General features: G+C 68.0%; 20 protein-coding genes. 10 read left to right on the top strand and 10 right to left on the bottom strand.

From position 1 onward, the window contains the following. Positions 1–20: 20 nt before the first annotated feature. From ACNO8X_RS07095 to ACNO8X_RS07080, 4 genes are read right to left on the bottom strand one after another with little or no spacing between them, the layout of a single operon-like run. Positions 21–434, bottom strand: a complete 414-nt coding sequence (locus ACNO8X_RS07095; protein ID WP_043398286.1) for a rhodanese-like domain-containing protein — start codon at positions 432–434, stop codon at positions 21–23. 20 nt (positions 435–454) lie between these two features. Further along, a complete protein-coding gene (locus tag ACNO8X_RS07090; protein WP_418004730.1) occupies positions 455–904 on the bottom strand; it encodes a lumazine-binding protein in 450 nt (149 codons plus the stop codon). 1 nt (position 905) lies between these two features. Next, on the bottom strand, positions 906–2045 hold the full coding sequence (locus tag ACNO8X_RS07085) for an ATP-grasp domain-containing protein (protein WP_418004729.1): 1140 nt from the start codon (positions 2043–2045) through the stop codon (positions 906–908). 55 nt (positions 2046–2100) lie between these two features. After that, a complete protein-coding gene (locus ACNO8X_RS07080) occupies positions 2101–2409 on the bottom strand; it encodes a UBP-type zinc finger domain-containing protein (RefSeq protein WP_133761138.1) in 309 nt (102 codons plus the stop codon). A gap of 58 nt (positions 2410–2467) precedes the next feature. On the opposite strand from ACNO8X_RS07080, the gene ACNO8X_RS07075 reads away from it, so the two are divergent. The 5 genes from ACNO8X_RS07075 (at position 2468) to ACNO8X_RS07055 (ending at position 6849) form a co-directional block, all read left to right on the top strand. Next, on the top strand, positions 2468–4060 hold the full coding sequence (locus ACNO8X_RS07075) for a Na+/H+ antiporter (protein WP_418004728.1): 1593 nt from the start codon (positions 2468–2470) through the stop codon (positions 4058–4060). Positions 4061–4349: 289 nt separating this feature from the next. Further along, positions 4350–4745 carry an ArsR/SmtB family transcription factor gene (locus ACNO8X_RS07070; RefSeq protein ID WP_418004727.1) on the top strand — a complete coding sequence of 132 codons (396 nt, stop codon included), beginning with the start codon at positions 4350–4352 and terminating at the stop codon, positions 4743–4745. After that, a complete protein-coding gene (locus ACNO8X_RS07065) occupies positions 4742–5224 on the top strand; it encodes an SRPBCC family protein (protein ID WP_418004726.1) in 483 nt (160 codons plus the stop codon). The genes ACNO8X_RS07070 and ACNO8X_RS07065 overlap by 4 nt, the downstream gene beginning before the upstream one ends. A gap of 29 nt (positions 5225–5253) precedes the next feature. Beyond that, entirely contained in the window at positions 5254–5715 is a 462-nt protein-coding gene (locus tag ACNO8X_RS07060) for a VOC family protein (protein ID WP_418004725.1), read from the top strand. 204 nt (positions 5716–5919) lie between these two features. Beyond that, on the top strand, positions 5920–6849 hold the full coding sequence (locus tag ACNO8X_RS07055; protein WP_418004724.1) for a GH25 family lysozyme: 930 nt from the start codon (positions 5920–5922) through the stop codon (positions 6847–6849). Here the strand turns inward: ACNO8X_RS07055 and ACNO8X_RS07050 are convergent, their stop codons facing one another. After that, complete coding sequence (locus ACNO8X_RS07050) at positions 6850–7335, bottom strand: MarR family winged helix-turn-helix transcriptional regulator (RefSeq protein ID WP_418004723.1); 486 nt, start codon at positions 7333–7335, stop codon at positions 6850–6852. It abuts the gene before it with no gap. 64 nt (positions 7336–7399) lie between these two features. On the opposite strand from ACNO8X_RS07050, the gene ACNO8X_RS07045 reads away from it, so the two are divergent. After that, a complete protein-coding gene (locus ACNO8X_RS07045; RefSeq protein WP_418004722.1) occupies positions 7400–9373 on the top strand; it encodes an MMPL family transporter in 1974 nt (657 codons plus the stop codon). On the opposite strand, the gene ACNO8X_RS07040 is transcribed toward ACNO8X_RS07045, so the two are convergent. Next, positions 9370–10017, bottom strand: coding sequence for a PaaI family thioesterase (locus ACNO8X_RS07040; protein WP_418004721.1), 648 nt, complete (start codon positions 10015–10017; stop codon positions 9370–9372). The two genes, ACNO8X_RS07045 and ACNO8X_RS07040, sit on opposite strands and share 4 nt — an antisense overlap. Beyond that, a complete protein-coding gene (locus tag ACNO8X_RS07035; RefSeq protein ID WP_418004720.1) occupies positions 10014–11303 on the bottom strand; it encodes an adenylosuccinate synthase in 1290 nt (429 codons plus the stop codon). Before ACNO8X_RS07035 ends, ACNO8X_RS07040 begins: the two co-directional genes overlap by 4 nt. Positions 11304–11384: 81 nt before the next feature. Between ACNO8X_RS07035 and ACNO8X_RS07030 the strand changes: the two genes are divergently transcribed. The 3 genes from ACNO8X_RS07030 (at position 11385) to ACNO8X_RS07020 (ending at position 13793) form a co-directional block, all read left to right on the top strand. Then, on the top strand, positions 11385–12020 hold the full coding sequence (locus ACNO8X_RS07030) for a peptidase M50 (RefSeq protein ID WP_418004719.1): 636 nt from the start codon (positions 11385–11387) through the stop codon (positions 12018–12020). 9 nt (positions 12021–12029) lie between these two features. Further along, a complete protein-coding gene (locus ACNO8X_RS07025; RefSeq protein WP_418004718.1) occupies positions 12030–12803 on the top strand; it encodes a site-2 protease family protein in 774 nt (257 codons plus the stop codon). A gap of 99 nt (positions 12804–12902) precedes the next feature. Then, a complete protein-coding gene (locus ACNO8X_RS07020) occupies positions 12903–13793 on the top strand; it encodes a cation diffusion facilitator family transporter (protein WP_418004717.1) in 891 nt (296 codons plus the stop codon). Here ACNO8X_RS07020 and ACNO8X_RS07015 read toward each other — a convergent pair whose 3' ends face one another. Next, positions 13794–14207 (bottom strand): DUF3151 domain-containing protein, encoded by a 414-nt coding sequence (locus ACNO8X_RS07015; protein WP_043398243.1) that lies wholly within the window; start codon positions 14205–14207, stop codon positions 13794–13796. A gap of 132 nt (positions 14208–14339) precedes the next feature. Between ACNO8X_RS07015 and ACNO8X_RS07010 the strand changes: the two genes are divergently transcribed. Next, positions 14340–14780, top strand: coding sequence for a hypothetical protein (locus ACNO8X_RS07010; protein WP_418004716.1), 441 nt, complete (start codon positions 14340–14342; stop codon positions 14778–14780). 22 nt (positions 14781–14802) lie between these two features. Here the strand turns inward: ACNO8X_RS07010 and fbaA are convergent, their stop codons facing one another. Continuing rightward, the gene (gene fbaA, locus ACNO8X_RS07005) at positions 14803–15849 is read right to left on the bottom strand and encodes a class II fructose-bisphosphate aldolase (RefSeq protein WP_418004715.1); all 1047 of its coding nucleotides are present in this window, start codon (positions 15847–15849) and stop codon (positions 14803–14805) included. Between the two features lie 88 nt (positions 15850–15937). Then, entirely contained in the window at positions 15938–16951 is a 1014-nt protein-coding gene (locus tag ACNO8X_RS07000; RefSeq protein WP_418004714.1) for an alcohol dehydrogenase catalytic domain-containing protein, read from the bottom strand. Positions 16952–16978 lie beyond the last annotated feature (27 nt).

Genomic DNA, 16978 nt, shown 5'->3' with positions numbered 1-16978 from the left:
ACCGTCGGCGTTGAGGCCCCTCACGACTGAACCCACGGCAGTCCGATGGCGCGCCAACCGCTGCCACCGCGATGCCGCTGTCCGTCGAGGTTGCCCTCGAAGCCGTCGAGCACGTTGTACGACGGGCCGATCCCCGCCGCGGTCGCGGCCTCGGCGGCACCGATGGAACGGTTACCCGAGCGACAGAGGAACACCACCGGCCGCTCGCCGGGTGTCACGCCGGCGGCCAGCAGGTCGTCGACGAATCCGTCGTTGCGCCTGCCGTCGCCGGACACCCACTCGATGTACACAACGTCACGACCGAGGCTGGAGATGTCAGGCACGCCCACCCAACGCCATTCGGCGTCGGTCCGGCAGTCGACAAGCACCGCCTCGGGGTTGTCACTGAGCAGGTCCCAGGCCTGCTGCGGCGTGATATCTCCCGCGTAGCTCACGGATGCGAGTCTGTCACAAACTAGCTCGGGACCGGCGAGCACACCTTCCATGCGCCGTCCTCGTTCACCAGCACCACGGGTGCCGTGGGCTTCTGGTCCGGCGTCTTGTCGAAGTGGTACATCAACACCGCGGTGGCCTTCTGGCCGTCGAACTTGATGTCCGTCACTTCGTCGACGTAGCGCTGCCCGTTCTTGGCCGCCGAATCCTGTTGCTGGGCAAGCACATCCGCCTCGGTGCCGGCCTGCGCCTTGCAGGTGTACGTCTGGAAGCGCGCATAGTCCTTGCGCTGCAGCCCGTCGTTCTGGCCGACGACCGCGGTGCGCACCAGCTGCTCCGGCGTCGGATCATTCCGGCCGAACACCCCGATCGCGTTCAGCACCGCGATTATCACCACGAGGACCACAATGAGCGCCAGCGCGGCCAGGAACGGCCCCAAGGTCTGGCGCGGGTGCGATTCCGATTCGGTCATGTCACTTCCCTGTCTGGTCGATCGCCGCTGCTTGGTTGAGCACAGCGGCCACCTGATGCGCACGGTCACGCGCCCGCACCACGTCCGGCGCCGTCGCCAAGGCCACGCACACCTCGCCGGAGAGGCGTACGTCGCTCTCGGCGACAGCCAGCGCGTCGGGCAGTGCGCGCGCGACCGCCGCCTTGTCCGACGACGGGCGACTGACCTCACCGGCCGCCGGCGAGATCATGATGGTGTCGACCGGCAGGCCGAGGACCGCCCGCGCGTGCAGATCGAACTGCGACAGCCGCTGCGACCGCGTCGTCACGAACCCGGCGCCGGTGAGCATCGGATGGACCGTCGCGAAGTACACCTCCTCGGCCCCCGATTCCGCGTCGGTGCCGAGCAGCAGGTCGACGGCGAACAGCCCCGTGCCACCGAGCTTGCCCGCGATCCGGGCCGCGATCGAGCGGGCCGCGTCCAGCGCCGACTCCGACAGCAGCTGCGGCTGCCACAGCTCCAGCGGACCGCCGTTGTCGCGGCGGTGACCGATGGGCTCGCAGAACTGCACGACCGGGCCGGCCGGGCCCTGGGTCCGCACCGTCAGCATGGTGAACTCGGCGGCCACGTCGACGGCCGTCTCGGCCATCACCCGGTCACTGCCCGCCGCCACCGCACGGTGCCAGGCGACGTCGACGTCTTCGGGGCGGGACAGCACCGAGCGGCCCGCACCTTCGGTGTTCGCCGCCGGCGACACCGTCAGCGGCAGCCCCGCGTGCTCGGCCACCGCGGTGAGCTCGTCGACCGATCCGGCGAACCAGAACGGCGCCGTCGGCAGCCCCAGCTCGTTGGCCGCCAACGTGCGCAGCGCCTCGCGATCGGACGCGAGCCGCAGAGCACTCGGCGTCGGGAACACGGCGACCTCGTCGAGCCCGGCCAACCCCGCCACGACGTCGGCCGCCAGGTCCGCCACCGCGGACTGGACCACCACCACCTGCGGCGTGTGCCTGTCGATCAAGGCCCGCAGTGCCGCCGCCCCGGCGGGCGCGGCCACCGCGGTCGCCCGCGTCCCCAGCCGCTGAAAGGACAGCACCAGCTCACTGCTCAACTCACCGGTGCCGAGTACCAGAACCGTTGTCCGGTCTACCAACTCATCAGCCAATCTCCCCGTCGCTCCGCTCGCCGCACCGACATCCCCCGTCGCTCCGCCCGCCCGATCAACCCAATCTGATGTCGACGTAGCACCATCGCCAGCTCTCCCCCGGCTCGACCGACCGCATCACCGGATGACCGGTGCGGCGGTAATGCTCATTGGCGTGTTGGTGCGGACTGGAATCGCAACAGCCGACCTGTCCGCAGGTCAGACACATCCGCAGGTGTGCCCACGTATCCTCCCCAAGTGCCGCACAGTCACCACAGCGTCCAGGCGTCAGCGGCTCCGGTTCAGCTTGACCGACCGCGTCGGCGAGGTGCGCGCAGGTGGTCGGGGAATTTTCTTCGCGCGGACGGGTTGCCCGTGACTGCATCCATTTCCCCAGCATGTTGAACAAGGATAGGGCTGGCTGACCGAGGAGGTTTGAGGACATGGGTGCCCCACTGCTGGCAGTGCTGGTGGCCTCGGTGTTGTTGGCCGCGCTGGCCCGCCGATACGACGTCTCGGCACCGTTGGGACTCGTCGTCGCCGGACTCGCCGTCGGGCTGATTCCCGGCGTGCCGGCGATCGAGATGCAGCCGCAATTGGTCATGTTCGTGGTGCTGCCGCCGCTACTGTGGTCGGCCGGCCTGGAGAGCAGCTACCTGGCCCTGCGCAAGAACGTCCGCGCCATCGGGCTGCTGGCGGTCGGGCTGCCACTGGCCACCACCTTGGTGGTCGGGTTCGTCGCTTTCCACACCGTTCCGGAGCTGACGGTCGCCGCAGCCCTCACCCTGGGCGCGATCGTCGCGCCGCCCGACGCGGTGTCTGCCGCGGCCATCGGCCGCCGGCTGGGACTGCCGCGCCAGATCATGACGCTGCTCGGCGGCGAGAGCCTGCTCAACGACGCGACGGCACTCACCGCGTACAAGGTCGCGCTGGCCGCTGCCATCGGCGCAGCGGCGACGTGGCAGGGCGCGCTGGGCACCTTCGCGCTGGCCGCGGTGGGCGGTGTCGTGATCGGCGGACTGATCGGCTGGCTGATCGAGTTCATCCGGACCTGGCTCGACGACCCACTGGTGGAGAGCGCCATCGGGCTCGTCGCGCCGTATTTCATCTACTGGGTGGCCGAGGAGGTGCACGGCTCCGGAGTGATCGCGGTGGTGGTCGCCGCGCTGCTGCTCGGACAGCGCGCCACGCGGGCGTCCTACGCCACCCGGCTGCAGGACGACGCGGTCTGGAAGTCGATCCAGCTGGTGCTGGAGTCCTTCGCGTTCCTGATGATCGGCCTGCAGCTGCCGACCGTCGTCGACGAGCTGACCGGTATCCGCGCCGTCACCCTGGCCACGGCGTCGGCCGCGGTGCTGGCCACGGTGATCGGCGTCCGCATCGTCTGGGTATACGTCATGGCCTACACGCCGCGCGCCCTGTTCCGCGGCATCCGGGAACGGGAACCCAGACCGACGGCGTCGCAGGTTTTCATCGTGGCCTGGGCGGGGATGCGCGGCGTGGTGTCACTGGCCGCGGCGTTCGGCGTGCCACTGGTGACGCTGAGCGGCGAGCCCTTCCCGGGGCGCGCGCAGCTGGTGTTCCTGACGTTCGTCGTGGTGATCGGCACGCTGCTGTTGCACGGTCTGACGCTGCCGTGGCTGATCCGGATGCTGGACGTCCAAAGCGAAGCCGAGGCTCATCAGGATGCTCTGGAACAGGCCGCGGCGTCGAGTCGCGCAGCCGCGGCGGCCGCCGACCGGCTCGATGAATTGCTGGCCCGCAGTAGCGATTCCAGTGCCCAACAGCACGTCGGCGAGGTACTGCAGAGCTGGAACGACCGGCGTCGCAACGCGGTCTGGGAGCGACTGGGCCGCAGCGACGACGACATCGGCGAAAGCCCGGCGTCGGCCATGCGGCGCTTGCGGTTGGAGATGCTGGCGGCCGAGCGCGCGACGTTCATCGCCGAACGCGACGCCGGAAACATCGACGACGAAGTGCTGCGGTCCGTGCTGCACGGGCTGGACCTCGAAGAGGCTGCGCTGAATCGGGAGTAGCGCTGCCGCCGGTGCGCCGCGAGCGCCGAGATGGCCGAAATGGCTGCAAAACTGGCTGGAAAGCGACCATTTCGTCCTTCTCGACGATTGCTGGCCAACACGCGCTCGGCGAACTTTGGCGCCCGCAGTTCAGGGTCAACGACGTCGGGCCGCCGATTCGGGTTGAGCCTGCACCTAGGGCGGCGCCTACTCGCACAAGTACGCCCTGAGTTCAGGGTCAACGCGATTGCGCACCCTCGACTCGACCCACTCTTGACGGCGCCATTCAGCCGGCCTAATCTACAACCAAATGGTTGTAGATACTTTTCCGGACTCGTTCACCGATGCGGAGATCGACAAGATCTTCCACGCATTGGCGGACGCCACGCGCCGCGACATCGTCGCCCGGACGATGCGCAGCGACCAGTCGGTGAGCGCACTCGCGCGCGGCTACGACATGAGCTTCGCCGCGGTGCAGAAACACGTTGCCGTACTGGCCTCCGCGGCATTGGTGCATAAAGAACGCCACGGCCGGGAACAACTCGTCCGTGCAGTGCCCGAAACCCTGCACCGAGCGGGTGTGCTCCTGGAGCGTTACGCGGCACTCTGGCACGACCGCGCCGCGACCATCGAGGCAATCCTCGCCGAAGACGGTTACCCGCCCCACCAAACATCAAGCAGCACAAAACGAAAGGACCACCGATGACGGTGCTCAGCAGCGCAGCCGACCCGCAAACCCTCACCATGACCTTCGTGGCCGAGTTCGCCGCGCCGCCGGCGCGGGTCTGGCAGGTGTGGGAAGACCCGCGCCAGCTGGAACGCTGGTGGGGCCCGCCGACCTGGCCGGCCACCTTCACCCGGCACGCCCTCACGCCGAGCGGTCAGTCGCGGTACCACATGACCGGCCCCGAGGGCGAGATCGCGCCGGGCTGGTGGACCACGCTCGAAGTCGACGCGCCGAACCGGCTGCTCATCGAGGACGGCTTCTCCCAGCCGGATGGCGAACCCGACCCCGAGATGCCCACCATGCGCTTGGAGGTGTCGTTCGACGCGATAGACACCGGCACCCGGATGACGATCGTCACCCGGTTCACCGATCTCGAACAGCTCGAGAAGGTGACCGCGATGGGCATGGTCGAAGGCATGACCGGCGCGCTCGGCCAGATCGACGCACTGCTGTCCTGATCCACCGAAAACCACTGGAAGGAAACGACATGCCGACAGCCATCCAGCCGTGTCTCTGGTTCAACGACCAGGCCCGCGAGGCCATGGACTACTACGTCGAGGTGTTTCCGAATTCGCGGATCATCTCGGTGGAGGAATACCCGGACGCGGCCCTCGACGAACACTTCGCCGGCATGGCGGGCAAAGTGCTCAACGGCCGATTCAGCTTGAACGGCGTCGATTTCGTCTGCCTCGACGGCGGACCGCTGTTCACCTTCAACGAGTCCATCTCGTTCGTCGTCGAATGCGCCGACCAGGACGAGATCGACCGCTACTGGTCGAAGCTCTCGCACGTACCCGAGTCCGAGCAATGCGGGTGGTGCAAGGACCGCTTCGGGATCAGCTGGCAGATCATCCCGTCGAACATGGATCAACTGCTGGGCCGGCCCGCACAGATCCAGACGATGATGCGGCAGAAGAAGATCGTGATCGCCGAGCTGGAGAACGCCTGACCGAACCCGGCAGCGGAGATCGCGCTATCGTGGAAGCGCCCTTCGACACTGAGCGACAACGAGAATCGAAGCGGGACAATGCTTCCACGGCAGAATGCGAGGATTCGCCATCAACACCGCGGGCAAACCCGAAGCCCTGGGCGAGGTATACGAACAAGCGGGCGCGATCGCCACGTCGACCCATGATCCAAACGGCTCGCTGCAATGGACGGTGCAGCTGAGCGACGGATCCAGCACCGAGACAAAAGCTTTGGCGAGCACGACGAGCTGGACACCGGTGGATCAGGGGCCGACGTCATGACCCTGTACGGACCGGACACGTCGAACAACAACTTTCGTTCGGCCGGCGACGCCATCGCCTTCGTCTCCGCGCTGCCCGGCCAGGGCTTCTCCTGGATCGAGCAGAAGGTGTCCGAAGGCAGCTATTACCGGGACCCGTACTGGCCGGTGATCGCACAGTGGTGCCGGGACAATCACTTTCCGCACATCGGCTATCACTACGTCACCACCAACAGCCCGGCCGCGCAGGCCCAGACCTGGCTCAGCAATCACGGCGGCGAGTACGCGATGCTCGACTTCGAGGCGAATTCCGGTGACATCAACAACTTCTGGGCGGTGGTCAGAGCCTTCAACGATATCGGGGTGACCATCTCGCTGTCGTACATCCCGCACTGGTACTGGCAACAGATCGGCTCTCCCGATCTGTCCACGGTGCCCGGGCTGATCGCGTCGAACTACGTCAACGGCACCGGCTACGCGTCAAACCTCTATCCCGGCAACGACAATCAGCGTTACTGGTTCCCGTACGGCGGCGCCGCACCGCAGATCCTGCAGTTCACCGACGCCGCCCGGATCGGGAATCTGTCGGTGGACTGCAACGCATTCCAGGGCACCCTCGATCAACTCATCTCACTCCTGCAAGGAGGAACCGTGACCCAGCCCGACCCCACCACCGCGACCCTCAACCAGATCCTGGCCATCGTGCAGGACATTCAGACCCAGCTCCGCGGCCCGAACCTGAAAGGCTGGCCGCAGCTCGGTCATGACGCGGCCGGCCAGAACCTCACCGTGGTCGATGCGCTGGCCGCGCTCAGAGCCGACGTGGACGCCCTCAAGGCCTCGGCCGCGGTGTGATCACGGCTCACCGGGGGCGGTGTCGGCACGGAACGTCCGCATCGCTCCGGTGAGCGCCACGAAGACCCGGTGTGCCGCCGCCAGATCTGCATCGGGCAGGTCGGCCAGGGCCTGGGTGTTGAGCTGAGCCAGCGGGCTGAAGAACTCCCGGCCGGTGGCGAGGCCCTTGTCGGCGTTCCGCAGGATGACCTTGCGCCGGTCGGCGGGATCGGCGTCGCGGCGCAGGTGTCCGGAGCCGATCATCCGCTCCACCAGGTAGGTGATGGCCGCACCTGAGGTGCCCATCAGCTTGCGCAGCTCGCCCGCCGTCAACGGCGTCCCCGCGGATTCGGCGACCATAATGTGCAGCAATGCCCGAAAGTCATTGGCGCCCAGTTCGTTCTGGACCGCGAAGGCCCGGCCGATCTGGTCGGATTCGGCCGTCAGCGCCCGCACGTCGGCCGAGATCTGCGCTTCCAGGTCGGAACGATCCGACGGCGTTGACACGCGGAGAGCATAGCGTCCGCGAAGTTCATTTGATTAATAGTTAAGTATCTGAAATATTTTCGAGGTGTCCACACGTATCGCATGGGCATCAGCCCTGATCGTCCTGGTGCTCTCCGGTCTGGCGATGGCCCTGCTCGGTACCGGGGGTTCATCGTCGAAGTCGCCGGTGGCCGTGCCGGCCAGTGCCGAGTCCGCCCGCGCCGACGCGCTGCGCGCCCAGTTCCCAGGCGGCGAGACCGCGCCGGCGATCATCGTGGTGACCCGCACCGACGACGCACCCTTGACCCCGGCCGATATCGCCGCCGCAGGTGCCGGCGCGCAGGTGTCGACCGACGGCAAGGCCGCGTTGCGCGTCGCGCCGCTGGCGACGGACCTGTCCGGCTTCGACCTCCGCGACGCGGTCCACGACCTGCGGTCACAGGTATCGACGTCGCTGCCCGACGGACTGCGGGCACAGGTCACCGGCGGACCGGCGTTCGGCGCCGACATCGCCAATTCCTTTGCCGGAGCGAACTTCACGCTGTTGGCGGTGACCGCCGCCGTCGTGGCGCTGCTGCTGATCGTCACGTACCGCTCCCCCGTGCTCTGGCTGATCCCGCTGTTGGTGATCGGTTTCGCCGATCAGGTGGGTGCCGTCGTCGGTACCGCAGTGGCCACCGCGACGGGACTGAATCCCGACGGGTCGACGGCGGGCATCACCAGCGTGCTGGTGTTCGGAGCGGGCACCAACTATGCGCTGCTACTGATTTCGCGCTACCGCGAGGAACTGTCCCTACATCGTGACCATCGGGATGCCCTACGGGTCGCATGGCGCGCCGCGGCCCCGGCGATCCTGGCCAGCAACGCCACCGTGGTGCTGGCGCTGCTGACCCTGTTGCTCGCCTCGGCCCCGACCAACCGCAGCCTCGGCGTGCAGGCCGCGGCCGGCCTGGTGGTCGCCGCCGTGTTCGTCTTACTGGTGCTGCCGCCGCTGCTGGGATTGTTCGGCCGCCGGCTGTTCTGGCCCTTCATCCCCGAAACCGGTTCGCACGCCATGCCGCTCACCGAAAGCGGCGTCTGGCACCGCATCGCCGCGGGGGTCTCCCACCGGCCCGGCCGCGTCGCCACGCTGGCGCTGGCCGCCTTGGCCGTGCTGTGCGCCGGACTGGTCAACCTGCCCGTCGGGCTGTCGCAGACCCAGCAGTTCCGGGTCCAGGCCGAGTCCGTCGCCGGCTACGACACCCTCGCCGCACACTTCCCCAGCGGCCTGACCAACCCGACGACCGTCATCGCAGCCGCCCCCGAGGTCGCTGAGGCCATCACCCGCACGCCCGGCGTGGTGTCGGCGACCCCGGCGGGACGGTCGGCGTCGGGCCTGAATCAGTGGTCGGTGGTGCTGGCTGCCGCGCCCGCCTCCCCAGAGGCATTCAAAACCGTTGACGCTCTTCGCGATTCGGCGCACCAACTCGACGCCGACGCCGTGGTCGGCGGCCCCGACGCGCAGGCCCGCGACGCCGCGGCGGCAGCGCAACACGACCGACGGATCGTCATCCCGGCGATCCTGCTGGTGGTCCTGGCCGTCCTCTACGTCCTGCTGCGCTCGGCTCTGGCACCGCTGATCCTGGTCGCGGTGACGGTACTCAGCGCGCTGGCCGCGCTCGGCGTTGGCGGCTGGGCCAGCGTGCACCTGTTCGGATTTCCCGCGCTGGACAACGGAACTCCGCTGTTCGCGTTCCTGTTCCTGGTCGCGCTCGGCGTCGACTACACCATTTTCCTGGTGACCCGGGCCCGCGAAGAGACCCCGGAATTCGGCAACCGGCAGGGCATCGTGCGGGCGGTCTCTGCGACGGGCGCGGTGATCACCAGTGCCGGCATCGTGCTGGCCGCGGTGTTCTGCGTGCTGGGCGTGCTGCCGCTGATCGTGCTCACCCAGCTGGGCATCATCGTCGGCCTCGGCATCCTGCTGGACACCTTCGTGGTGCGCACCGTCATCATCCCGGCGCTGTTCACCCTGATCGGCCCCCGCATCTGGTGGCCCGGGCTACGCGCCGAACGCTAGGGCTGGCCGGGCAGCAGGCTGACCATCAGGCCATTGGCCTCGGCCAGCAGATTGCCCTCGGGGTCGAACAGTTCGGCAGCGACGAACGTCTTGCGGCCATCAACCTCGGTGACGCGTGCCTTGGCGGTCAGCACCGTGTCGATCGGGGTGACCTTGCGGTAGTCGACATGCAGGTACGCCGTGCGGCTCATCGGCCGACTGACCGCGTGGATCAGCATGCCGAAAGCCTGATCGAACAGCAGCGGCAGCACCCCGCCGTGCACGGCGTAGTTGCCGCCCACGTGGTAGCGGCTGAACTCGACCTGCATTTCGACGCCCTCGGGCGAGAACTTCGTGACCGTCCACGGCGGCATCAGCAGGCTGCCGGCGCCTGGCAGCGACGGCACCCGGATGGCCGGGCCGACGCCTTCAGCTGCCTGGAACGGCGCCAGCAGCTTGACCAGTTCCTCGACGCGGTCGGCGGCGTCGTCCCAGGTGTCGCTGTCCGGATTGGCCGAGACCGCCAAATCCTGCAGCCGCCGCATGCCCTCGAGGAAGCGACCGAACCCCGGGCCGGGGTCGGCAACCTCGAATCGTGGGAACCCGCCGTGCTGGTCGATGAATCCTTCGGATTTCCCCGTCGCTTCGCTCGCCCCTTGGGTCACCCGAGGATGTCCCGGCGCACGATCGTCTGATCCCGGCCGGGACCGACGCCGATGCACGACACGTGGGCTCCGGAGAGCTCCTCGAGCCGCAGCACGTAGTCCTGCGCCTTGGCGGGCAGATCGGAAAACTCGCGCGCGGTGGAGATGTCCTCCCACCAGCCCGGCAGTTCCTCGTAGATCGGCTCGGCGCGGGCGATGTCGGCCTGCGTCATCGGCATCTCGTCGGTGCGCTTGCCGTCGACGGTGTAGCCGACGCAGATCGGCACCGTCTCCAGGCTGGACAGCACGTCGAGCTTGGTCAGGAAGTAGTCGGTGATGCCGTTGACCCGGGTCGCATATCGGGCGATGACGGCGTCGAACCAACCGCAGCGCCGGGCGCGGCCGGTGGTCACACCGACCTCGCCGCCCGTCTTGGACAGGTAGGCGCCGTACTCGTCGAACAGCTCCGTCGGGAACGGACCCGAGCCCACGCGCGTCGTGTACGCCTTCAGGATGCCCAGCACCGTGGTGATGCGAGTCGGGCCGATGCCCGAGCCGACCGCCGCGCCACCCGCAGTCGGGTTGGACGACGTCACGAACGGGTAGGTGCCGTGGTCGACGTCCAGCAGGGTGCCCTGCGAGCCCTCCAGCAGAACCGTCTCGCCACGCTCCAGCGCCTCATTGAGCAGCAGCCGGGCGTCCGCGATGCGGTGCTTGAAGCCCTCGGCCTGCTCCAGCAGGCTCTCGACGACCTCAGCCGGGTCGAGCGCCTTGCGGTTGTAGATCTTGACCAGCACCTGGTTCTTGAACTCGAGAGCGGCCTCGACCTTGTTGGCTAGCTGCTCCTCATCGAGGACGTCGGCCACCCGGATGCCGATGCGCGCGATCTTGTCCTGGTAGCAGGGACCGATGCCGCGACCGGTGGTGCCGATCTTCTTGCTGCCCGCGTACCGCTCGGTGACCTTGTCGATCGCCACGTGGTACGGCATCAGCAAGTGCGCGTCAGCCGAGATCATGAGCTTGCTGGTGTCCACACCGCGGTCCTCGAGCCCTGACAGCTCGCTGAGCAGCACGCCCGGATCCACCACGACACCGTTGCCGATCACGTTGGTGACCCCGGGTGTCAAGATGCCCGACGGGATGAGGTGAAGAGCGAAATTCTCCCCCGTGGGCAGTACCACCGTGTGCCCGGCGTTGTTGCCGCCTTGGTAGCGAACCACCCATTGCACACGTCCACCGAGTAGATCGGTGGCCTTACCTTTGCCCTCGTCACCCCATTGGGCCCCGATGAGCACGATTGCCGGCATCGTTTTGCCTCCCGCATCACCTGCCTGAATACAGTGGCAGCCGGTGAGCAACCTTATCCCAGCAGGACGAGAGGAGAGGCCTTGACCGCCAGAGAGGCCTCCGGTGATGTCGTGGCGTTGGTCTTCGGCGACCGCAGGATCCCCCGTGCGCTGGCAGATCTGACGGCCGTCACAGTGCCGTCGGCCAGCGCTCCGACGATCCCCGACGACGCCGTCCGGGTGATCGTGGTCGGCGGTCATGCCGACCTGTCGGCCACCCTGGCCCGGCTACTGCGCGACGACCGGCTCGACGTCGAGGTCGGCTTCGTCCCACCCCTGCCACACGGCGGCTGGGGTGCCGCACGCCGCGCCAGAGGCGGTGTCGCCCAACGTGTTCCACTGATCCGGGACGAGACCGGCGCGGTGATCGTGCGGTCCGCGCGCTGGCTGCCGTCGGACGGCGACGCCATCACCGGAGAGGCCGTCGTCGACGACACGGTGCTGTTCGACGGCGAGTCCACAGGCGTCGTGATCGAACCACTGCCCGGCATGCCGGGACTGCGGGCACGGACCCTCGGGGCCGGGCGTTCGGGGCTGGGCCGGGGCTGGGTGGCGGGCCGCGCCGCGCAACTCGGGAGCACCGGAGTTTTGGTGGAACGCGACGGCGTGGCGGCCGCCCGCCCGGCGCGACGGTCGGCGTTCTACCGCCACATCCAAGGTTGGCTGCGAGTCGGCTAGTTTGCAGTCATGACCATGCCCGTGCGGCGCGCAGTCCGTCCCAGCCCCGTCTTCTGGGCGATCGTGGCCCTGACCATCGCCGGTGGCGCCGTCGCCTGGTTCTGCGGTGCCGAGGTCCGGCCGCTGGCCTACGCGGGCGTCTTCGTGTTCGTCATCGCAGGCTGGACCGTCTCGCTCTGCCTGCACGAATTCGGCCACGCCTACACCGCCTGGCGGTTCGGCGACCGTGACGTGGAACTGCGCGGCTACCTCACGCTGAACCCGGCGAAGTACGCCAGCCCGCTGCTGTCCCTGGGCCTGCCCGCGCTGTTCATCGCCCTCGGCGGCATCGGCCTGCCCGGCGGCGCGGTGTACGTGCGCACCGAGTACATGACGCCGCGCCAGCGCACCCTGGTCAGCCTGGCCGGCCCGTTCGCGAACCTGGTGCTGGCCGTCGTCCTGCTGGTCAGCACCGCGGCGCTGTTCGACAGCGACCATCCGGTGTTCTGGGCGGGCCTGGCCTTCCTGGGGTTCTTGCAGGTCACCGCGCTGTTCTTGAACCTGTTGCCGATCCCGGGCCTGGACGGCTACGGCGCGCTGGAACCGCACCTGAGCCCCGACACGCAGCGCGCCCTGCTCCCCGCCCGGCAGTGGGGCTTCCTGCTGCTGATGCTGCTGCTGATCGTCCCGGAGCTGAACCGGCTGTTCTTCAACGTCGTCTACTCCGCCGTCAGCCTGACCGGGGTGCCGCCGCGCCTTGCGATGATCGGCAGCGCGCTGACCAGGTTCTGGTCCGCCTGGTAGCAGGGATTTGTGCACGATTTTCCACGCTGACCGCGGATTTTCGTGCACAAATCCCACGCCACCTTGCGACATATGCGTAGTTCTGCATATATTTCTGGCATGGGTGCCGGACACGACCACAACCACGGCGCGAACACGCGTGCCAGTCGGATGATCATCGCCGCGGCAGTACTCGGCGTCTTCTTCGTCATCGAGCTGACCACCGCGTTGATGATCAACTCGATCGCGCTGCTGGCCGACGCCGGCCACATGCTCACCGACCTGGTCGCGATGTTCATGGGCCTGGGCGCCGTCCTGCTCGCCCGCCGCGGATCGACCTCAGCCGCCCGTACCTACGGCTGGCACCGCGCCGAAGTGTTCACCGCGGTGGCCAACGCGGCGCTGTTGATGGGCGTCGCGGCGTTCATCCTCTACGAAGCGTTCGAGCGCCTCGGGAACGCGCCGGAGATTCCCGGTGTGCCGATGATCGTCGTCGCGCTCGCGGGGCTGCTCGCCAACCTCGTCGTCGTCCTGCTGCTGCGCTCCGACGCCGACAGCAGCCTCGCGGTCAAGGGCGCCTACATGGAGGTCGTCGCGGACACCGTCGGCAGCGTCGGCGTCCTGATCGCGGGCATCGTCAACGTCACCACCGGCTGGCCGTACGCCGACGTCGTCGTCGCCGTCCTGGTCGCGCTGTGGGTGCTGCCGCGGGCCATCGCGCTGGCCCGGGCCGCCCTGCGCATCCTGTCGGAGTCCTCACCCAGCCACATCGACGTCGACGAACTGCGCTCCGCACTGGCCGCCGTCGACGGCGTCACCGATGTGCACGATCTGCACGTGTGGACCCTGGTGCCCGGCAAGGACATGGCCACCGCGCACCTGACGTCCGCCGAGGATTCGGCCCGCGTCCTGGAGTCGGCCCGCGCCGTGCTGGCCGCCCGCGGGCTGGACCACGCCACCGTTCAGGTGGAACCGCCGGCTGACGGCGCCTGCCACTGCGAGATGGACTAGCTACAGACCCAGCTCGCCACGGGCTGCCGGATCGCAGTCGTCCAGCAGGTCCAGGCAGCGCAGGTGCTCGTCCTGCTCACCGATCGCCCCCGCGGCCTTGGCCAGCACGGCCACACAACGCAGGAAACCCTGGTTCGGTTCGTGTGCGAACGGCACCGGGCCGAAGCCCTTCCAGCCGTTGCGGCGGAGCTGGTCCAGGCCGCGGTGGTAGCCCGTGCGGGCGTAGGCGTACGCGGTGATGGTCTGGCCGTCGGCCAGCGCGGCCTCTGCCAGGGCGGCCCAGGCGATCGACGCGGTCGGGTGAGCCGCAGCAACGTCGGTCGCGGACGTGCCCGCGGCCAGAGCGTCCTCAGCCTCGAAGTTGGCAGGCAGCAGCACCGGCTCCGGACCCAGCAGATCACCCATTCGCGTCATGGCGCCATTGTGCCGTGCGGCCGCTCGCTGAGATCCCGCAGGCGGGCGATTAAGCTCCAGGTAGGACGTCGCGGCCGGCAACGGGCGCATCGGCCCCAGTGCGCGACTTTGATCGGGAGGACAGACACCCCCATGTCGAACCCAGCCGCCATGTCGAATCCGACGGGACCGGACGACCGTCGCGACGCGAATCCGCGCACTGCCTCGACAGCCGAGGACGACGCCGCGGCGGCAACCGAAATCTTCGAGCCCGCCGATCCGGCGACCGACCCGACCATTCCGGTGCGGCGCTTCACCGCGCCGTCGAGCTTCGATGGCAAGACGCAGATCATCACCCCGCTCCCGGACCCGGAAACCGAGCTGATGCCGCCGGCCGCACCGCAGCTGATCCCGGGCGCCGTCAAGGCCCCGAAGGACCGGCGTAGCTGGGGCTGGGTCATCGCGCTCGTGCTGGTGATCGCGGCCATCGCGGCCGTGGCGGTGCTGGGCACGGTGCTCCTGACCCGCGGCCATTCCGCCATGAACGCCGAATGGCCAGCTATGACACGGAATCTCGCGATTTTGGTGTCGTAACTGGCCAGTCGGCGGTGTTGGTCTAGCTGGACAGGCCCGCCGAGACGCTGCGCCCGGTGCTGTGCAGGTCGTTGCACGCTTCGATGACGCGCTGGGTCATCGAAGCCTCGGCCTTCTTCAGGTAGCTGCGCGGGTCGTAGACCTTCTTGTTGCCGACCTCGCCGTCGATCTTCAGGACGCCGTCGTAGTTCGTGAACATGTGTGCCGCCACCGGACGGGTGAATGCGTACTGGGTGTCGGTGTCGACGTTCATCTTCACCACGCCGTAGCGCAGCGAGTCCTCGATCTCGGACTTCAGCGAGCCCGAACCACCGTGGAAGACGAAGTCGAATGGCTTGGAGCCCTCGGCCAGTCCGAGCTTGGCGGCGGCCACCCGCTGGCCCTCGGCCAGCACCTCGGGCTTGAGCTTGACGTTGCCCGGCTTGTAGACGCCGTGCACGTTGCCGAAGGTGGCGGCCAGCAGGTACTTGCCGTTCTCGCCGGAGCCCAGCGCATCGAGGGTCTTCTCGAAGTCCTCGGAGCTGGTGTACAGCTTCTCGTTGATCTCGGCCTCGACGCCGTCCTCTTCACCACCGACGACGCCGATCTCGACCTCGAGGATGATGTTCGCGGCCGACGTCAGCTTCAGCAGTTCCTGCGCGATCTGCAGGTTCTCGTCGATGGGCACCGCGGAGCCGTCCCACATGTGCGACTGGAACAGCGGGTTCTCGCCGCGGGCGACGCGCTCGGCCGAGATGGCCAGCAGCGGCCGGACGAAGCCGTCGAGCTTGTCCTTGGGGCAGTGGTCGGTGTGCAGCGCGACGGTGATGTCGTACTTGGCGGCGACGACGTGGGCGAACTCGGCCAACGCGACCGCCCCGGTGACCATATCCTTGACGCCGAGACCAGAGGCGAATTCTGCACCGCCAGTGGAGAATTGGATGATGCCGTCGCTACCGGCGTCGGCGAATCCCTTGATCGCGGCGTTGACGCTCTCGGAGCCGACGCAGTTGATGGCCGGGAACGCGAACGAGTGCTCCTTGGCACGCGCCAGCATCTCCGCGTAGACCTCGGGCGTGGCGATGGGCATGTTTTTCCTCTCGGCGAACCTGCAGTCTGGGCCAGTATGTCAGTCAATCTCAGCTCAAGTGCGACACCGGGTCCGGCAGTTGACGAGTTCAAACGGTCAGGACCACCCGGTAGTGCGCGTGGCCGCTGTTCATGCGCTCGAAGGCCTCGGCGGCCTGCGCGAGAGGTCGTTCCTCGATGACGGCCCGTACGCCCGTGAGCGCGGCGAAGTGCAGCGTCTCCTCCACGTCGCGCGAGGTGCCCGACGGATGCCCGGTGATCGAGAAGCCGCCGTTGATCAGGTCGAGTGGACTGACCGGCAGGGGCTCGGGAGTGACGCCGACGGTGACGAGTTCGCCCTCGGGCCCGAGCCCTGCGACGGTGTCGGCCATCGCCGTCGAGCTCGCCGCGGTCGCGAGCACGACCGCCGCCCCGCCGAGACGCTGCAGTTCGGCGGCGACATCCGAGGCGTTCGAATCGATGTAGTAATGGGCACCGAGTTCCTTGGCGGCGGCTTCCCGCTCCGGACCGCGAGCGATCGCGACCGTCTCGAAACCCATCGCTCGGGAGAATTGCACCCCAAGGTGACCGAGTCCGCCGATGCCGATCACCGCGACCAGATCACCGGCCTTGGCGCGCGTCTTGCGCAATCCGTTGAACGTCGTCACGCCCGCGCACCCCATCGGGGCAGCCTCGGCGAACGAGAATTCGTCCGGAATCCGAGCCAGCGCCGTTGCCGGCACGACGACCGATTCGGCGTAGCCGCCCGGGTAATGCCAGCTCGGCACCTCCATGCGGACGCACTGCATGAAGTAGCCCCGGCGGCACGGCACACAGCGGTTGCAATTGCCGCCGAACCAGCCGACCGCGACCCGATCGCCGACGAAGAAATCCTCGACACCGTCGCCGAGTTCGGCGATGGTGCCCGCGATCTCGTGGCCGAGGGTGATCGGCCACGAAAGTCCGGGGAAGTGCCCTGCGTAGAACTCACGGTCGGTGCCGCACACGCCGCAGGCGGCGACGGCGATCCGAACGTGATCGCGCGGCGGAGAAACAGTGTCGACTTCTACGAGAGTGAGCGGCGCGTTGGCTTCCGCAACGTGAATTGCCTTGTGAGTCGCCATGGCCCTGACCCTATGAGGGATGTGCAG

This window comes from Mycobacterium sp. PDNC021 (assembly GCF_048282635.1).
GTDB classification, from domain to species: Bacteria; Actinomycetota; Actinomycetes; order Mycobacteriales; family Mycobacteriaceae; genus Mycobacterium; species Mycobacterium llatzerense.
Note: the sequence above shows the minus strand (reverse complement) of the source record. Positions and strands in the feature narration are given on the sequence as shown.